The organism is Variovorax sp. 3319 (assembly GCF_031456585.1).
Taxonomy (GTDB): domain Bacteria; phylum Pseudomonadota; class Gammaproteobacteria; order Burkholderiales; family Burkholderiaceae_C; genus Variovorax; species Variovorax paradoxus_P.
In genome coordinates, this window is sequence record NZ_JAVDUZ010000003.1 from 216,668 (window position 1) to 233,740 (window position 17,073).

Below are 17,073 nucleotides of genomic sequence, written 5' to 3' on the forward strand. Positions count from 1 at the left end.
AGACAAACCATGGCAACCATCACGGCCCACGAGCCGAAGGGCAAGCACCAGTCGAAGAAGGCCACAGCCAGCGGCTGGATCGGCTCGGCGCTGGAGTACTACGACTTCTTCATCTATGCCACAGCCGCTGCGCTGATCTTTCCGCAGATCTTCTTTCCGAAGGGCGACCCGCAGATCGCAATCATCGCGTCGCTCGCAACGTACGGCGTGGGCTACGTTGCACGACCGATCGGCGCGTTGCTGCTGGGCCATTGGGGCGATACGCACGGCCGCAAGACCGTGCTGATTCTCTGCATGTTCCTGATGGGCTTCTCGACCATTGCCGTCGGCCTGTTGCCCACGTACGACCAGGTCGGCCTGTGGGCGCCCGCCATGCTGGTGGTGCTACGCCTGATCCAGGGCTTTGCGGTAGCCGGCGAAATCTCGGGTGCGAGCTCGATGATTCTGGAGCACGCGCCGTTCGGACGCCGCGGCTTCTTTGCGAGCTTCACGCTGCAGGGCGTGCAGGCCGGCCAGATCATGGCGGCAGCCGTGTTCCTGCCGCTCGCGCACTACATGGACAAGGACGCCTTCAACTCCTGGGGCTGGCGCATTCCGTTCCTGCTGAGCTTCGTCGTTATCGTTGCCGGCTACATCATCCGCAAGGAAGTGGAAGAGACACCCGCCTTTGCCGAGGTCGAGAAGAGCGCAACAGTGCCGAAGGCGCCGGTGATCCAGGCTGTGACCGAGAGCTGGGGCAACATGCTGCGCGTGCTGCTGTGCTCGCTGATGAACGTGATTCCGGTGGTTGCCACCATCTTCGGTGCTGCCTATGCGGTGCAGCCGGGCTATGGCATCAACTTCGAGAAAGACATCTACCTGTGGATTCCGGTCATGGGCAACATCCTGGCCGTGATCGTGATTCCGTTCGTGGGCAACCTGTCGGACAAGGTCGGCCGCCGCCTGCCGATCGTCGTGGGTGCACTCGGCTCCGGCCTGCTGTCGTTCGGCTACCTGTACGCCATCAGCATCCACAACGTGCCGTTGGCCATCGTGATGTCGCTCCTGATGTGGGGCGTGGTCTACCAGGGCTACAACGCCGTGTTTCCGAGCTTCTATCCGGAGATGTTTCCCACGCGCACCCGTGTCTCGGGCATGGCCATTTCGCAGAACATCGGCACCGCGATCACCGCGCTGCTGCCGGCGTTGTTCGTGGCCGTTGCGCCCCCCGGTGCTGCCAACATTCCACTGACCGTGGGCGCGATCACGCTTGCAATCTGTGCCATTGCCGCTGTATCGGCCTGGTCCGCGCGTGAAACCTACCGCGTGCACATGAACGACCTGGGCAAGCCCGACGCGGTGCCGGTAGACAAGCCCGAATACGACAGGCTGCGCGAAGAGACGCTGGTGAACGCACGCCTGGCCAAGGCCGCCGCTTGAACTGCCAACCCGCCTGAAGACCTTGCGCGCACCAAGGGAGTCGGCGGCCATGAAGAATGGCGGCCATGACCTCCCACCTGAAAATCGATTTTGTCTCCGACGTTTCTTGCCCCTGGTGCGCCGTCGGCCTCGGTTCGCTCGAGGCGGCGCTCCGGCGCGTGGCGCCGGACGTCACGGCGGAGCTGCACTTTCAGCCGTTCGAGCTGAATCCGCAAATGCCGCCCGAAGGACAGGACACCTTCGAGCACCTGAACCAGAAGTACGGCTCCACCCTTGAGCAGCAGGCGCAGGCGCGCGAGATGATTCGCCGGCGCGGGGCCGAAGTGGGCTTCGAGTTCAGCCCTGAAGGGCGCCCTCGTGTCTACAACACCTTCAATGCCCACAGGCTGCTGCACTGGGCCGAGCTCGAGAGCCCGGCAAAGCAGGCTGCGCTCAAGAAGGCGCTGCTGAAGGCCTACTTCACCGACAGGCAAAACCCGTCGGACACCGAGGTGCTGGTGCAGGCGGCTGCGGAGGCGGGGCTCGATGCGGCGCGTGCACGCCAAATCCTGGCAAGCGACGAGTATGCAAACGAGACCCGCGAACGCGAGCGCATGTACACCGACGCCGGCATTCACTCGGTGCCCGCGATCATCATCAACGACCAGCACCTGATCTCGGGTGGGCAGCCGGTCGAGGTGTTCGAACGGGCGCTGCGGCAGATTGCAGGCGCGCAGCCTGGCAGCGTCGTTACGGCGTGAGCTGGCCCCGGGTGGCGACGGGCGCATGTTGCGCCATCAGCTCGGCCACCCAGTCGATGAACACGCGCAGCTTGGCGCTCACGTGCCGGTTCGGCGGAAACGCTACATACAGCGGCATCGAGTCGAGCTGCCAGCCATCGAAGAGCCGCACCAGTCTGCCGCGGGCCAGGTGCGGCTTGGCCATGTAGTCCGGCAGCCAGAGAATTCCCAATCCGGCAAGCCCGGCCGCGAGATAGGCATTGCCATCGTCCACCGATAGCGCGTAGCGGCCTTGCACTTCGATGCGCTCGTCGCCCAGGCGCATGACGTACCGAAAGATCTTGCCAGTGCGCGCCCACAGAAAGCCCACGGTGCGGTGGTGCGTGTCGTCGAGTTCGCGCGGGTGCGTGGGCGTGCCGGCCAGTTCCAGGTAGGGCGGGGCGGCGTATACGCCCAGCTGCAGGTCGCCCACCCGCCGAGCCATGAGGGAGCGGTCGGTGATTTCGCCGCCGCGCACCACGCAGTCCACGTTGTCGCCAATCACGTCAACCATGCGGTCGCTCACGCCCATGTGCAGCTGGATGTCGGGGTAGCGCGCATAAAACGCCGGCAAGGCCGGCACCAGGATCATGCGCGCCAGCGGGCTCGGAACATCCACCCGCAGGTGGCCGCGCGGCAACGCCGACGCACTCGAAAGGCTGGTCTCGGCGTCGTCCATGTCGGCCAGCAGGCGCACTACGCGCTCGTAGTAGGCCGCCCCATCTGCCGTGACGCTGAGCTTGCGCGTGGTGCGGTTCAGCAGCTTGACGCGCAGCCTCGCCTCCAGCTGCTGCACCAGCTGCGTCACACTGGTCTTGCTCATGTGCAGCGTCTCGGCGGCCCGGGTAAAGCTGCCAGCTTCCACCACGCGAGCGAACGCCTGCATTGCGTCGAAACGGTCCATGTGTGTTCCTGCGGGTTCGAAGATTGTTTGGGTTTGCCAAACAATGATTGTTGTCTTTGCCTGTTTATCCGATGGGCGCCGGTCCCTAAAGTCCCTTCATCGTGATGACGGGCCGGCGACGGCTCATTCGAGAAAAAAGGAAGCAATCCATGGCTCAACGTGACGTCGTTTTTCCGCCCGGGCGCCAGGCGCTGTACGAAAAGAACCGCTATTCCCCGGCCATCCGCTCCAACGGTTTCCTGTTCGTATCGGGCCAGGTCGGAAGCCGCCCGGACGGCTCGCCCGAACCCGACCTGGAGGCGCAGGTAAGGCTCGCATTCGAAAACCTCAACGCGGTCCTCGCGGCTGCGGGTTGCACGTTCGACGATGTGGTCGATGTGACCGTCTTCATCGTCGACCCTGAAACGACCTTCGAAAAAATCTGGAAGATCGTGCCGGAGTATTGGGGCAACGCGCCGCACCCGACGCTCACCGGCATTGGCGTGACGTGGCTCTATGGCTTCAAGTTCGAGATCAAGGTGATTGCGAAGCTGCCGGAAACCAGCCAGGCACGCGGGTAGGATCGCCCGTCTTTCTGAACCACGACTGGAGCAGCCATGCCGCTGAAGCCTCTCTTGCAATGTGCCGATCTCGAAGCGACAAAAGCCCACTACCGCGACGTACTCGGATTTGCGATGGTCGACTCCGATCGCGACACCCTGACCGTCGTGAAGGACGACTGCAGCCTGATCTTCACGCAGCAGGACTTGTGGAAGGTGCCCATGGCTTGCAGCGGCACCTTCTACTTTGCAATAGCCGATGTGGATGGCTACTACGAAGCCGTGAAGGAAAAGGCTTCGATCGCGTGGCCGCTGCAAGACATGCCGTATGGCTCGCGCGAGTTTGGCCTGCGCGATTGCAACGGCTACTACCTGGCTTTCAGGTCAAGCGGTAACGACTGAGAAAAGCGCGCGGCCCAGATCGCGTGCAGCATCCAGCTGAGCCGCGCGATCCTGCTGGCCCGATTCCAGCAGAAACTCGGACGTCACCACGCGCGCACCGCAGTAGTCGAAGATTCCGTGGTCGATCTGCGTTTTCATCACATCGAAGTAGCCATGCCGGTCGTAGGTTTCAGCGGTGGCACCGCCAATTGCGACCAGGTGCACCGGCAAATGGCCGAGGCGTTTGGTGAGCTTGCCCTCGGCGCTCTCCTCATACGCCCATCCGTTTGCAAATACGCGGTCGATCCATCCCTTGAGCAACCCCGGGAAGGACCACCAGTACACCGGGTACACCAGCACAAGTGCATCGGAGCGGTCGATCCGTTGCTGTTCACGCTTCACGTCGGCACCAGGTAGTGCCTGCTTGTTGTGGGCGGCATGATCGACAGCGGAAAAGCGCGGGTCGAAACCTTCCGCCGCAAGATCGGCCACCTCCGCCGTGTGATCGCCTTCGGCAAGGGTGACCCCTTCTGCGAGCTTGTGGGCAACGCGGTGGGTGAACGATTGCGCGTCGGGGTGCGCGACAACGATGAGTGCATGCATGCTTGATGCTCCTTTCATGTGTACTGAGTAGAAGAGGGCTGCTAAAGTAGAAACCTACAATTAGTATATTGATTAACCTACCTTTGGTACATAACCATGCCCAAGCACGGGGTTAAACACGGCGTCGAAGAGATGCACGGCAGCGCGGATGCCGGTGGGCCCAAGCGCCGGCGCCTCTCGCGGCAAGACCGCTATCGCCAGCTCATCGAAGTGGCGTGGCGAATCGTGCGCGAATCGGGAACCGACGCCTTGACGCTCGGCTCGCTTGCCGAGCAGGCCGGCATTGCCAAGCCGGTGGTCTATGACCATTTCGCAACGCGCAACGGATTGCTTGCCGCGCTCTACGGTGAGTTCGACATGCAGGAGAACGCATTGATTGACGCCGCAATCGAGAACAGCGAGCCCACGCTGAACGGCCGTGCGTCCGTGATTGCCGGCTCATACGTCGATTGCGTTCTTGCGCTTGGACGCGAGTTGCCTGGCGTGAGCGCGGCGCTGGCCGGTTCGCCCGAACTCGAAAGCCTCAAACGTGAATCCGAAGCGGTGTTTCTGCAGAAGTGCCGCGCGCTGCTGGCGCCGTTTGCTCCGGGCAAGGATGTGGGTGTTGCCGGGCTCCGTGCCATGCTGGGCGCGGCCGAAGCCTTGTCCTACGCGGCAGCCATGGACGAGATCTCCGCGCTTCAGGCAAAGCAGGAGCTGCTCGAGACGATCATTGCAATGGTGTCGCGGCAGAAGCGAGCGACATCCCGGCGCTCCGCGGCTGCTTGAGAACGCGCGCGTTCTGCGCCAGCCACTCCTCGCCAATCTTCGCTCAAATGGAAAACATCACCATCACCGCTGCCACCCCCGAAGAACTCCGCTCCGGGGAACTCGGTCGCAAGCTGCGCCACTTCAACTACGGTTTCGTCGGGGAGTATCCGGAGCAGCAGTACATCCGGTTCAACGCCAGGGACGAAAACGCCCGCTTGCTTGGTGGCCTGCGGGGCTCTGTATTTTTGTACTGGCTCAACATCGATGTGCTGTTTGTCGAAGCCGACATGCGCGGCTTGGGCCTGGGCAGCCGCCTCCTGGTGGAGGCCGAGCGGCAAGCCATCGAGTTGGGCGCGACGAATGCCAAGCTCGAGACCTTCGAATGGCAGGCGGCGCCGTTCTACCAGAAGCATGGCTATGAGGAGTACGCCCGCATCGAAGACTATGCGAGCGGCTTCTACCTGGTGTCCATGAAAAAGTCGCTGGCGCGCTGAGTAGCATTGCAGCGTTGCTCGGCGGCAGGCCTGAACCGAACACCCGGAACAGATACCAAAATCATGTACTTCAGAAAACTTGCGATCACTGCGCTTCTCTTTGGCGCGATAGGCATAGGAGGGTGCGTAGCGACCAGCGAGACTGGCGTGTGGCCCGACAAGATCGTGTCGTCCGATCAGCTTCGACTGGCCGAGCCACTGAAACTGAGAATTCCCCGGCAAAGCGCGAATGACCCGATGCCCAATGGAACCGCCGTGTTGCGTGTGCACGTAGACGAGCGCGGCACTGTCCGCAAAACGTCATTGGTCAGCGGGAGCGGCAGCGCCGCGCTCGATAGCGCGGCAGCACGGGCGCTGGTCAGTGCCAAGTTCATTCCCTATCGCGAGGCAGGAGCGGCAATGCCGGTTACCACGTTGATGCCGATCAATGTGAAGGCTTCCGCGCAGTGCCGCGGCTTGAGTCCCTTGGACTGTTGACAAGGCGGCGCTGCGGTTTGGAGGGCAGGGCGGATCAATTCCTGGAAACGCATGTGAACCAACTCGACGAACAAAGAGTTGATCCCGGCGGTCGGTCCAACCGGTTTCAGCCGACCATATACGGCGTTTCAGGCACCTGCATGTGGAAGCTTGCATTGAGCATGTTCCACGAGCGGATCGCGCAGACCGCAAACGAAAGGTCTGCAATCTGCGCGTCGCTGAAGTGCCGCCTCATGGCCTCGAAGTCTGCGTCGCTGGGTGTGCGATGGGGCACGGCGTTGACGGCCTCCGCCCAGTTGAATGCGGCGCGTTCGGCTTCGTTGAAGAAGCGCCCGGCCTCTCGCCAGCCGGCCACGGCGTTGACGTGGCGGGGGTCCATGCCCTGCTTTAGCAGGTCGGCCCAGTGCATGTCGATGCAGAAAGCACAGCCGTTGATCTGGCTGATGCGCAGGTTCACCAGTTCTCGCAGGCGCTTGTCCAGCGTGCTGCCGGCGGCGTGCGAAAACTGCGCGCCGGCGCGTGCTGCCGCGGGGGCGAGGGCGTGATAGTCGAGACGGGCTGAAGACATCGGAAGCTCCTTGTAGGTTGAGGGTTGGGGAAAACACCTCTTAGACGTCCCGGCACATTGTTTTGTGACAGGCGAGCCGGACGGAATTTCGCAAGCTCCGTTTGCCGGGCCCCTGGCGGGGCATTCAGACCGCCGCCCGGCGCGTCTTGCCAGGAACCTCCAGCACCATGGCCCAGATCCACCACAGGATGAAAAGCTGCAAGGGTGCCCGCACGAGGAGGTAAACGGGGCCCCAGGAGTGACCGCCCATGGGTACCTGCTGGAAGGCCGCATAGACGTTCGCCGGAAAGAAGGCGATCAGGACTGCCGCGGCGGCCCACGCTCCCGCCACACGTGAACGCCGAAAGAAGAGAGACACGGCAATCGCGATCTCGAGCACGCCGGTCAGGTACACCAGCGCCGTCCTTTCCGGAACCCAGGACGGCAGCATTTGCGCCATGGGCTCGGTCTGCAGGAAATGACCGCTCGCGGTAAAAAGAAAGACCAGGCCCAGGCCAGCCGCCGCCGCGGTACGCAGGTCTTGCGACGGCCCGCGCCGCCACACAAGGCGATAGGCAAGGTAAGGCAGGACCGTGATCAAGATCATCAGCACGGGTGTCAGCATGTTCGTCGCTCCTTTCTGTTGGTGCGCGAATTCTGCGAATGCCTGCGGCCCGCGGCGAGCTCTATGCGACGAAGCGACGGAAATGCGGCGTGAAATGCATAGGGGCCGGCCGAAGCACCTTGCCTGGCCAACCCTCGTGCGAACTAAGCTGGCGCGCCTTGCCGCGCCAGCACGGCCAAGAGGTTCTTCGCGGCCGCCACGCCCATGTTCACGTAGGCATCGCTGGTGACGCCGCCGATGTGCGGGCTGAGCAGCAGGTTCTTTTCTCCCTGAAAGGGATGACCGGGTGTCATGGGCTCCACCGCGAAGCTGTCGAGACCGGCCTTGGCGACGTGGCCGGACCGGATTGCAGCCAATAGCGCAGCCTCGTCGATCAGCCCGCCGCGCGCGGTGTTCACCACGATGACGCCTGGCTTGCACTGCGCCAGCGTGTCGGCGTTGAGCAGGGCGCGGTTCTCTTCTGTCAGCGGACAGTGGAGCGAAATGACATCGGACTCGCTCCAGATCTGCGGCAACTCCACGCGGTCGACGTAGTCCGGCAGGGTCTTGGCAAAGGGATCGAAGCCGATCACCTTCATGCCCATGGAGTCGGCCATGCGCGCAAATCGCAGGCCGATGGCGCCGAGCCCGATCAGTCCGATGGTTCGACCGCCCAGTTCAAGGCTCTTGTGCGTTGCCTTGTCCCAGTGGCCATCGTGCATGCGCGCATTCAACTGCACAACCGACTTGGCACAGGCCAGCAGCAGCGCCAGCGCCTGTTCGGCGACCGCCGCGGCGTTGGCACCCGCCGCTGCGACCACTTCGATGCCGCGTGCCTTGGCCGCGGCCTTGTCGATGGTGTCGGTGCCGCTGCCGTGCTTGGAGATGACCTTGAGCGAGGGCGCCGCGTCCATCACCGCAACGCCGACCTTGCCGTAGCGAACGATGATGGCCACCGGGTCGTGCGTACGGCACAGGGCCACCAGGTCCGCTTCGGTGGGCGCCTTGCCCGCGTACACCACGTCGTAGCCTTCGAGCAGGCCCAGCGCCTCCGGCGCCAGGTCGGCACCGGTGACGAGGACTGCGCTCACAGCGTCTCTCCTTCTTTCAGCACACCGGCGGCGCGCAAGGCGGCGTCGAGCCACGTGGCGGTCGTCTCGCCTTGCCTGATGGCTGCAATGCGGGCCGCTTCGTCCTTGATCTTCCTGGCCGCGAGGGGAAGCAGCGCCTCGATCTTCTCGCGCTCGACGACCACCACGCCATCGCCATCGCCAATGATGAAGTCGCCTGGGCGAACGGTCACGTCGCCGACCGACACAGGGTGCCCGATGCGGCCGCCGATGTTCTTGGTGGGGCCGTTCGGATTGGTGCCGACCGAGAACACCGGATAGTCCATTTCGTCGATCTCGAGGCTGTCGCGGCAGGCGCCGTCCATGACCACGCCCGCAATGCCGAGCTTCTGGCACGCGGTCATCATGATGGTGCCCATGAGTGCGGCGTTCTGGTCGGCCTTGCCGTCGATGACCAGCACATCGCCGGGCTTGGCCATGGCGATTGCGGCGTGAATCATCAGGTTGTCGCCGGGACGCACCTCGACCGTGAATGCGGTGCCGGCCAGCTTCATGCGTGGGCGCAGCGCCTTGATGCGGCCGTTCATGGCACCGCGGCGGCCCGCCACGTCGGCCAGGATGGCGGGCTGGAGTTGTGCGGCCTGCGCAACGATGGCGGCGGGCACGCGTGGAAAGTCGCGAATGATTTCGGGAAGCTGGTCGCTCATGATGGTCTTCGGGTAGATGGATGAGAGAAGGTGGCGCAGGGCGACGGCGGGTCAGTCGACCTTGGCGCCCGATTCCCTGACGGCCTTGCCCCAGCGGCCGATGTCGTCCAGGATGAGCTTGCCGAACTGCTCGGGCGTGCCGCCGAGCACGTCGACGCCCTGGCCTTCGAGCTTCTTCTTGACCTCGGGGTCTTGCAGTGCCTTGTTGAAGGCTCCGTTGAGCTTGGCGACCGCATCCTTGGGCATGGCCGCAGGGCCGGCCAGGCCGAACCATGTCACGGCCTCGAACCCCTTGTAGCCGGACTCACCTACCGTGGGCACGCTGGGCAAGTCGTTGACGCGCTTGTCCGAGGTGACCGCGAGCGCGCGCATCTTGCCGTTGCGGATATGGCCGATCAGCGTCGGGATGGAGGACATGTAGAGCTGGATCTGCCCGCCGATCAAGTCGGTGGCACCCTGCGCAGCGCCCTTGTACGGTACGTGGGTGAGCTTGATGCCGGCCAGCTTCTGGAACTGCTCCACCGCAAGATGGGCGACGGTTCCGCTGCCCGAACTCGCGTAGTTGATGGCGTCCGGCTTGGCCTTGGCCGCCGCGATCAGGTCGGCCAGCGTCTTGTAGGGCGAATCGCTTGCCACCACCAGCGCCAGGGGCGAGCTTGCGATGAGGCCGATCGGCGCGAGGTCCTTGACGGGGTTGTACGGCAGCTTCGAGTAGAGCGTCGGATTGATCGCCAGGTTGCTCGTCTGGCCGAGCACGATGGTGTAGCCGTCGGGCGCTGCCTTGGCCGCCGCATCGACGCCAAGGTTGCCGCCCGAGCCTGGCCTGTTGTCGATGATCACCGTCCAGCCTTGCTGCGTGGCCACCTTGTTGGCCACCTCGCGTGCCACCGCGTCTGTACCGCCGCCTGCCGGGAACGGCACGATCAGCTTGATCGGACGAGAGGGGTAGCCTTGCGCGAGGGCGGTGCAAGAGGCGAACGCCATGGCCGCCAGCAGGGCGGCGCGGCGAGAGGAGCCTAGTTTCGAAATCTTCACGGTTGTCTCCGGTTCGTAATTGACAGTCGAGGCCCTTTGCGGGCTTGGCCGAACTGTAGGTTTGCGTTCCGGTACGTACAATGGGGGTCCACTGTGTGAACCACGAACCATGGCGCGAACCAAGGCAAGCAACAAGCCGGCGGCCCCCGCCGCGGCAGAACCCGAAGCTTCCGGCCCCGATCCATCGGGCGGCGTCATTGCCGTCACAAGGGCGCTCCAGCTCCTTGAATCGTTCGGCATGCAAGACCAGCGGCTGACGCTGGCAGAGCTCACGCGCCGCAGCGGCATGCACAAGACCACCGCGTTGCGCCTGCTGCGCACCCTTGCCCAGAGCGGCTATGTGGTGCAACGCGAAGATGGCGAATGGCGCCTGGGGCCGGCGGCAGGCTGGCTCGGCGCGCGCTACCAGGCTGCGTTCGACGTCAACAACGTCGTCGAGCCGATGCTGCTCGAACTGACGCAGGCCACCGGCGAAAGCGCAGCCTTCTATGTGCGCGAAGGAAACATCCGGACCTGCATCGCGCGTGTCGAAGGCCCGCAGCCAATTCGGCATCACGCGCGAATGGGCTCGGCGCTGCCGTTGGACAAGGGCTCGCCGGGCCGCGTGATCCTGGCCTTCTCGGGCGAGCCGGGCGCCATCTACGAGGAAATTCGGCAGCACGGCTACCACTTCTCGATCGGCGAACGCGAGACGGGCGTGGCCACGGTCTCGGCGCCTGTGTTCGGCCTCAACTGGCGGCTGCTCGGATCGGTCTGCATCTCGGGGCCGGCGGAACGCCTGCCGAAGAACAAGCTCATTCGCTACGCCAAGACGATCATGAAGGCCGCAAACGAGCTGTCGTATGCACTTGCCGGCAGTTCGACCCCGCAGACGCCGAGGGTGGTGTCTTCGTGGCACCCGCATTGACGGGGGCGCTGCGTAGTGCGGACCTGCCCCGCTTCCACAGTTGTTAATGCGCATCGGAAGATGTAAACAAACTGTTCGTCACCCCCCTTGAGGATTACATTCTTGTGACTCTCGAGGATGCGACATGAAAGTAGAAAGCCGGAAGGCGCAGCGCTCGGCGATTTACCTGTCGGTTTCAGCTAAATTCCTGATCGCATTGATCGGCGCCTGCGCGTGGATGGGCTTTTCGATATGGGCTGCCGGCCCTTGGCTGGCCGAACTCAAAAGCCATGTAGGAATAGTTTTCGCTGTCTTCCTGGTGTATGGCATTGCCATAGTTCCAGGATTCATGAACGCGTTCATGGCAATCAGCCTTGTTCTGGACAAGCGGCCGCCGCACCGGCCCTTGGCTGTTTATCCGCCGCTCTCCATCCTGATTGCGGCATATAACGAAGCAGCCTCGATCGAAGAGACGCTGGTCAGCATCGATCAGCAAAAATATCCGGGTGAATTGCAGGTCATCGTCATCAATGACGGATCTGCGGACAGCACTGCGCAGGTGGTTCAACGCGCCCTGGAGCGGTACAAATGGCTCACCTTTGTCGACCTGAAGAAGAATGGCGGCAAGGCTCGCGCGCTGAATATCGGGTTCAAGGAAGTTCTGCACGACCTGGTGGTGACCGTCGATGCCGATTCGTATTTGTACCGTGGGGCGCTCACCAGCATTGTCGAGCGCTATGAAGCCGACCCGCCCAATACGCGGGCTGTTGCCGGAAAAATCCTGGTTCGAAACTCACGGCAAAACTGGATTACCCGCTGCCAGGAGTGGGATTACTTTCACGGCATTTCCGCAATCAAGCGGGTTCAGTCGCTGTTCCAGGGCACCCTTGTTGCGCAAGGTGCATTTTCTGTTTATGACCGGGATGCGCTGGCCGAGGTTGGCGGATGGCCGGAGTGCGTGGGTGAAGACATCGTGCTCACATGGGCGCTGCTGAAGGCCGGCTATCGGGTAGGGCATTGCGAAGACGCATGCCTGTTCACGAATGTGCCGGCCACCCTGAAGCAGTTGGTCAAGCAGCGCCAGCGGTGGGCGCGCGGCATGACCGAGGCTTTTGTCAAACACCCGGGCATTCTGCTGAAGATGCGGCTCTCGACTTTCTTTATTCACTGGAATCTGTTGTTCCCGTGGCTCGATCTGGCGTTCACCATTGGCTTCATACCCGGGATAATCTTTGCCTTGTTCGGCTATTACTGGATTGTTGGGCCAATGACTCTTGCGCTGATACCGGCTGCATTTGCGCTGAGTTTCCTGATGTTTTCAATTGAGCGCCGCATGTTCAGGAACACCGGCCTGGTGGTGCGCAAGAATGTCCAGGGGTTTTTTGTCTACGTGCTGCTGTACAGCCTTCTTTTGCAGCCGGCCAGCGTGCTCGGCTATCTGGACGAACTGTTCAGAAAGCCCAAGGCATGGGGAACCAAATGACCAGGACGCCGGCATACGTGGCAGCCGCCATTTCAGGCCTGATGGCATTGAGTGCCTCTTGCCACGCGCAGGACGAAGCAGCCGACAAGAAAACAGCCGGCATGGCTTTCGGGGCGGAAACCCTTCTGACCAGCGACAGCGACAACTTCGAATCCCGCCGGGTGTCGGTCGAATTTTTTCCCGCTTTCGAAAACGCCGACCGCTACCTGGGTTTCCGGCTTGGCGACTACAAATACCAGCAAGACAGCTGGCGAAGGGCGGGAAAGAAGGTTTCGTTTCTCGCGCGGTCAATAGAAACCCGAACTGCCAATGGCGGACAGATGGAAGCCGGCGTGTTCGAGCAGGGCGGCCATACGCTGCTCACGCTCGACGGCAGCTACCGCATCGCGCCGACAAAAAGCACGGCGGTGGAGTTTCTCGTTACGCGCGACTGGGTCGAAACGCCCAAGTCGCTCGACCGCGGAATCGATTTTTCTTTTCTCGGCGTTGCGGTCGACCAGGGCCTGGGAAGCCATTTCACTCTGGTGGGGCTGCTGGCGCAGCAGTACTTCTCGGACGGCAACCGGCGGGACCATGGCCGCATTCGGCTCATTTACCAACCCTCGCTCGACCTGGGCCTGACCTTGCAAGCGCGGTACCGAACGTACCGCAGCACCCATGAGGATGTGGACAGGGCCTATTTCAACCCGAAGAGCTACAGCGAATCGATGCTGGCGGTTGCCTGGCGGCAGCGCTTCCAGGGCTGGACCGCTGCCATTACCGCGGGGCTCGGCAACGAGGATATCAATCACGAGCTGAGCCAGCCCACGAGGCTGCTGGACGTGAGCCTGCAGAGCCCTGTAAGGGGATCGCAGGTGTTTCGCTTGAATGCGGGCTACAGCCGCAGCACGACTTTTTCGGGCCCCAGCTACCAGTACCGCTATATCCGCGGCGAGTGGATCATCCTTTTCTAGGGTAACTGCGAGCGGCTTCTTCGGCGCGCCTACTCGCGCCGGCGATCGATCATGCTTTCGCGGTAGTAGCGGGCTTTCTCCTCGTACATGGCGCGGTCCGCACGCTGCAGGGCCGCGTCGAGCTGGTCGCCGGCCTCGCAGGTTGCCACGCCCATTGCAAGGTTGAGCATCCGACCGCTCTGTCCGGCATAGAACTGGTTGTTCAGGTCGACCATGGAGGCAATGCGGTCGCGCATTGCTTCCGCGCCGCGTTCATCCGTCTTGGGCAGCACGACGGCAAACTCGTCGCCGCCGATTCGCGCAGGCCACCCGGGTTCGTCGACGGCCTTGCTCAACACCTCGCCCACGCGCCTGAGGAGTGCGTCGCCGGCGGCGTGGCCTTCCTCGTCGTTGACGGGTTTCAGGCCATTCATGTCGATGACCAGCACCGACACCGGCCACGGGCCCTTGCGCGTCAGCCGGTTGACCTCTTCCGAGAAGAAGGCGCGGTTGCGCAATTGCGTGAGCACGTCGTGCTTGCCAAGGTACTCCAGGTAGGCTTCTGCCTTCTTGCGGGCGGTGATGTCGATCAGCGAGACCAGCACCAGGTCCCAGGTGGCGAGCCGGTCTTCGAGCACGGCAAACTGCATGTGGATGTTCAGCAGGTCGCCTGTCAGCCCGTAGTTGATTACCTCGCGCTGCTGCAGCATCTTGCCGTTCCAAAGGTCCAGCAGCTGCTCGGCGAAGGAGTCCTGCATCTCGTCGCGAAAGATTTCCGAGAGGTTGTCCAGGAGCTCGCCCTTGTCGGTAGCGCCGAACATGCGCAAGGTTTCCCGGTTCACGTCGATCACGCGAATCTCGCGCATGCAGCGCGTAACGAATTCCGGGTGCACCTTGATGAAGGTCGTGAAGTCGCTGATGCCCCGCTTGCGTATGTCGTCCAGCAGGACCTTGACCGCGCTGAAGTCTTCCACCCACAACGAAACCGGCGAGCGTTCGAAGAGTTCGCGCGCATAGCGTTCGCTTTCCAGGCGCAGCTGTTCAGCCCGCACGCGCGCCGTAATGTCGTCCAGGGACACCAGCACGCGCTCCCACGACGCCTCGTAACCGGGCAGCACCCGCACGCGCACGTGCACATCCAGCCTTCGGCCGTCCAGCGCATAGTTGACCGTCTGGTTGTCGAAGCACAGCTTGCCTTGCCACAGCTGGTCGAGCTCGTAGATGACCGGCGCCGTCATGTCGTCGCGAAAGACGTTGCCGAGTTGCGAAAGAAGCTCTGCCTGGCTTTGTGCGCCGAAGAGGTTGAGCGTGCTCTGGTTGACGCTCACCACCCTCAATTGCGCCATGCATTCGCGCACCCGGCCGGGTTCGGCATTGAGGTGGGCCACCAGGTCCACCACGCCTGCGCTGCGCCACGATTCGAACAGCTGGCGCAGCCCGCTGTAGTCCTCGATCCACAGAGACATGGGTGCAAATTCGAACATCGACTCGTAGTCGGTGGAAGACGGCATGTACGGCTCCTGGGCGCGTGGAATCTTGCCCGCATGATGCACCATCCGGCAGCCGGAGTTTTCCAGTCGTTGGACAATGCTGGCGTACCACTCACGAGGAATTCCGCATGACCGCGCTGCAGCAACTTCTAGGTATTGAACTTCCGCTGATTCAGGCCCCTATGGCGGGCATCCAGGGCAGCGCAATGGCTGTGGCCGTCAGCAACTCGGGCGGGCTCGGATCGCTGCCGTGCGCCATGCTGGGCAACGACGCCATTCGCAGCGAAATCGCCGCGATTCGTGCGGGCACCGACAAGCCGTACAACGTCAATTTCTTCTGCCACGTTTCGCCGCAGCCAAGCGGCGAACGCGAGGAAACATGGCGCAACGCGCTGGCGCCGTACTACCGCGAGTACGGCATCGATGCCGCGTCCATTCCCACCGGCCCGGGCCGCAATCCGTTCAGCGAAGCGGTGGCCGAGGTGCTGGCAGAGTTTCGTCCGCCGGTCGTGAGTTTTCATTTTGGGCTGCCGCCCGAGCCGCTGCTGGCGCAGGTGCGCGGGTGGGGTTCGAAGATCCTGGCCTCGGCCACCACGGTCGACGAGGCGCTGTGGCTCGAGGCGCAGGGCGTCGACGCAGTCATTGCCCAGGGCCTGGAGGCCGGCGGCCATCGCGGGCACTTTCTCTCTTTCGACCTGACGGCGCAGCTCGGCACCTTTGCGTTGCTGCCGCAGGTGGCGCGCGCAGTGCGGCTGCCTGTCATTGCGGCGGGCGGTATCGCCGATGCAAAGGGCGTGGCCGCGGCCATGGCGCTGGGCGCCGCCGGAGTGCAGCTGGGCACTGCCTACATGCTGGCACCCGAAGCGACCACCAGCGCCCTGCATCGCGCGGCGCTCAAGAGCGATGCAGCGCGCCACACCGCATTGACCAATCTTTTCACCGGCCGGCCGGCGCGCGGCATCATGAACCGGTTGATGCGCGACCTGGGGCCCATTGCCGCCGTGGCACCGGAGTTTCCGCTCGCTACGTCGGGCATTGCACCGCTGCGCGCCAAGGCCGAAGCGCAGGGCCGGGGAGATTTTTCTCCCTTGTGGTCGGGGCAGAACGCGACAGGTTGCAGCGAACTGCCGGCCGCCGAGATCACCCGCGCGCTGGCGCAGGGCTTTCATCTCACCGCTTGAACCTGCCTGAACCCGCTTCAATCCATCACACACATGCCCCAACTCCACCTGCCCTTCAAGTTTCTCGAGCAGCCTTGCAACGCCAACGTGCGCGAGCCGTGGCTTCTGGTGCTGATGCACGGCGTCGGCAGCAACGAGCAAGACCTGTTCGGCCTTGCGCCGCTCATGCCGCCGCAGTTCCATGTGCTGAGCTTGCGCGCGCCGTATGTGCTGTCGCCCGATGCGTACGCGTGGTTCGAGTTTCAGGTGCTGCCCGGCGGTGAGAGGCACATCGATGAACAGCAGGAGCGAGAGAGCCGCTTCCTCGTCGGCGAGATGATCGCCTCGGCATCGCAGCAGCTCGGCGTGCCGCCGGAGCGCGTGGTGGTCGGCGGCTTCAGCCAGGGCGGCATCATGGCGCTTTCGCTGTTGCTGACGCAGCCTGCGAAGGTGCGCGCCGCCATGGTGTGGCACAGCCGGCTGCTGCCGCAGGTGGTGCCGCACATTGCCGCGCCGGAAGCCTTTGAAGGCAAGGCACTCTGGGTGAGCCATGGCAGTGCCGACAACGTGATTGCGCCAGGCGCTGCACAGGCCACCCGCGAACTGGCGCGGGGCTTGCCGCTGGCGTTGTCGGGTGCGGACTTTCCGGGCGGGCACGAGATTCGCCCCGCCGAGCTGCAGGGCACGCTGGCGTGGCTCCAGGCGCTCAGTGCGGCGCCGGCGGCGCCCCAGGCGCGGCAATAGCCCTTTTTGGGCGGAGGGCGCGTCGCAAGGCGTCACGTTGCGTTACGGGATGACGAGGGATGACACCGCAGAGGGCCGCTGAACTGGTGC

General features: G+C 63.4%; 20 protein-coding genes. 12 read left to right on the forward strand and 8 right to left on the reverse strand.

Annotation, left to right across the window (positions count from 1 at the left end; translation table 11 throughout):
- Positions 1-9 precede the first annotated feature (9 nt).
- Both J2X67_RS08185 and J2X67_RS08190 read left to right on the forward strand, forming a co-directional pair.
- On the forward strand, positions 10-1,419 hold the full coding sequence (locus J2X67_RS08185) for an MFS transporter (RefSeq protein WP_309952087.1): 1,410 nt from the start codon (positions 10-12) through the stop codon (positions 1,417-1,419).
- A 56-nt stretch (positions 1,420-1,475) separates the two neighbouring features.
- Positions 1,476-2,159, forward strand: coding sequence for a DsbA family oxidoreductase (locus tag J2X67_RS08190; protein ID WP_309952088.1), 684 nt, complete (start codon positions 1,476-1,478; stop codon positions 2,157-2,159).
- On the opposite strand, the gene J2X67_RS08195 is transcribed toward J2X67_RS08190, so the two are convergent.
- Complete coding sequence (locus J2X67_RS08195; protein WP_309952089.1) at positions 2,149-3,081, reverse strand: LysR substrate-binding domain-containing protein; 933 nt, start codon at positions 3,079-3,081, stop codon at positions 2,149-2,151. The two genes, J2X67_RS08190 and J2X67_RS08195, sit on opposite strands and share 11 nt — an antisense overlap.
- 149 nt (positions 3,082-3,230) lie before the next feature.
- On the opposite strand from J2X67_RS08195, the gene J2X67_RS08200 reads away from it, so the two are divergent.
- Together J2X67_RS08200 and J2X67_RS08205 are read left to right on the forward strand one after the other, a co-directional pair.
- The gene (locus tag J2X67_RS08200) at positions 3,231-3,641 is read left to right on the forward strand and encodes a RidA family protein (RefSeq protein ID WP_309952091.1); all 411 of its coding nucleotides are present in this window, start codon (positions 3,231-3,233) and stop codon (positions 3,639-3,641) included.
- Positions 3,642-3,677: 36 nt separating this feature from the next.
- Positions 3,678-4,022: a VOC family protein gene (locus J2X67_RS08205; protein WP_309952092.1), complete on the forward strand. Its 345-nt coding sequence runs from the start codon at positions 3,678-3,680 to the stop codon at positions 4,020-4,022.
- On the opposite strand, the gene J2X67_RS08210 is transcribed toward J2X67_RS08205, so the two are convergent.
- A complete protein-coding gene (locus J2X67_RS08210; RefSeq protein ID WP_309952093.1) occupies positions 4,005-4,604 on the reverse strand; it encodes an NAD(P)H-dependent oxidoreductase in 600 nt (199 codons plus the stop codon). The genes J2X67_RS08205 and J2X67_RS08210 overlap by 18 nt on opposite strands.
- 96 nt (positions 4,605-4,700) lie before the next feature.
- On the opposite strand from J2X67_RS08210, the gene J2X67_RS08215 reads away from it, so the two are divergent.
- The 3 genes from J2X67_RS08215 to J2X67_RS08225 all read left to right on the forward strand — a co-directional run bounded on the left by J2X67_RS08215 (position 4,701) and on the right by J2X67_RS08225 (position 6,325).
- Positions 4,701-5,372 carry a TetR/AcrR family transcriptional regulator gene (locus tag J2X67_RS08215; protein ID WP_309952094.1) on the forward strand — a complete coding sequence of 224 codons (672 nt, stop codon included), beginning with the start codon at positions 4,701-4,703 and terminating at the stop codon, positions 5,370-5,372.
- Between the two features lie 47 nt (positions 5,373-5,419).
- Positions 5,420-5,848 carry a GNAT family N-acetyltransferase gene (locus J2X67_RS08220; RefSeq protein ID WP_309952096.1) on the forward strand — a complete coding sequence of 143 codons (429 nt, stop codon included), beginning with the start codon at positions 5,420-5,422 and terminating at the stop codon, positions 5,846-5,848.
- 63 nt (positions 5,849-5,911) lie between these two features.
- Positions 5,912-6,325: a TonB family protein gene (locus tag J2X67_RS08225; RefSeq protein WP_309952098.1), complete on the forward strand. Its 414-nt coding sequence runs from the start codon at positions 5,912-5,914 to the stop codon at positions 6,323-6,325.
- Between the two features lie 106 nt (positions 6,326-6,431).
- Here J2X67_RS08225 and J2X67_RS08230 read toward each other — a convergent pair whose 3' ends face one another.
- The 5 genes from J2X67_RS08230 to J2X67_RS08250 form a co-directional block, all read right to left on the reverse strand.
- The gene (locus tag J2X67_RS08230; protein ID WP_309952099.1) at positions 6,432-6,893 is read right to left on the reverse strand and encodes a carboxymuconolactone decarboxylase family protein; all 462 of its coding nucleotides are present in this window, start codon (positions 6,891-6,893) and stop codon (positions 6,432-6,434) included.
- Between the two features lie 124 nt (positions 6,894-7,017).
- Positions 7,018-7,497: a hypothetical protein gene (locus J2X67_RS08235; protein ID WP_309952100.1), complete on the reverse strand. Its 480-nt coding sequence runs from the start codon at positions 7,495-7,497 to the stop codon at positions 7,018-7,020.
- 143 nt (positions 7,498-7,640) lie between these two features.
- Complete coding sequence (locus J2X67_RS08240) at positions 7,641-8,567, reverse strand: NAD(P)-dependent oxidoreductase (protein ID WP_309952102.1); 927 nt, start codon at positions 8,565-8,567, stop codon at positions 7,641-7,643.
- Positions 8,564-9,253 carry an RraA family protein gene (locus J2X67_RS08245; protein WP_309952103.1) on the reverse strand — a complete coding sequence of 230 codons (690 nt, stop codon included), beginning with the start codon at positions 9,251-9,253 and terminating at the stop codon, positions 8,564-8,566. The genes J2X67_RS08240 and J2X67_RS08245 overlap by 4 nt, the downstream gene beginning before the upstream one ends.
- Before the next feature lie 51 nt (positions 9,254-9,304).
- Positions 9,305-10,237 (reverse strand): tripartite tricarboxylate transporter substrate binding protein, encoded by a 933-nt coding sequence (locus J2X67_RS08250; protein ID WP_309952513.1) that lies wholly within the window; start codon positions 10,235-10,237, stop codon positions 9,305-9,307.
- Positions 10,238-10,397: 160 nt separating this feature from the next.
- Between J2X67_RS08250 and J2X67_RS08255 the strand changes: the two genes are divergently transcribed.
- The 3 genes from J2X67_RS08255 to J2X67_RS08265 all read left to right on the forward strand — a co-directional run bounded on the left by J2X67_RS08255 (position 10,398) and on the right by J2X67_RS08265 (position 13,610).
- Complete coding sequence (locus J2X67_RS08255) at positions 10,398-11,195, forward strand: IclR family transcriptional regulator (RefSeq protein WP_309952105.1); 798 nt, start codon at positions 10,398-10,400, stop codon at positions 11,193-11,195.
- A gap of 124 nt (positions 11,196-11,319) precedes the next feature.
- Positions 11,320-12,657 carry a glycosyltransferase family 2 protein gene (locus J2X67_RS08260; RefSeq protein WP_309952107.1) on the forward strand — a complete coding sequence of 446 codons (1,338 nt, stop codon included), beginning with the start codon at positions 11,320-11,322 and terminating at the stop codon, positions 12,655-12,657.
- Positions 12,654-13,610: a hypothetical protein gene (locus J2X67_RS08265; RefSeq protein ID WP_309952108.1), complete on the forward strand. Its 957-nt coding sequence runs from the start codon at positions 12,654-12,656 to the stop codon at positions 13,608-13,610. Before J2X67_RS08260 ends, J2X67_RS08265 begins: the two co-directional genes overlap by 4 nt.
- Positions 13,611-13,639: 29 nt before the next feature.
- Here the strand turns inward: J2X67_RS08265 and J2X67_RS08270 are convergent, their stop codons facing one another.
- Positions 13,640-15,100 (reverse strand): GGDEF domain-containing protein, encoded by a 1,461-nt coding sequence (locus J2X67_RS08270; RefSeq protein ID WP_309952109.1) that lies wholly within the window; start codon positions 15,098-15,100, stop codon positions 13,640-13,642.
- 107 nt (positions 15,101-15,207) lie between these two features.
- Here J2X67_RS08270 and J2X67_RS08275 point away from each other — a divergent pair, with 107 nt between their 5' ends.
- Both J2X67_RS08275 and J2X67_RS08280 read left to right on the forward strand, forming a co-directional pair.
- Positions 15,208-16,260 carry a nitronate monooxygenase gene (locus tag J2X67_RS08275; RefSeq protein WP_309952110.1) on the forward strand — a complete coding sequence of 351 codons (1,053 nt, stop codon included), beginning with the start codon at positions 15,208-15,210 and terminating at the stop codon, positions 16,258-16,260.
- A 33-nt stretch (positions 16,261-16,293) separates the two neighbouring features.
- Entirely contained in the window at positions 16,294-16,983 is a 690-nt protein-coding gene (locus J2X67_RS08280) for a phospholipase (protein ID WP_309952111.1), read from the forward strand.
- Positions 16,984-17,073 lie beyond the last annotated feature (90 nt).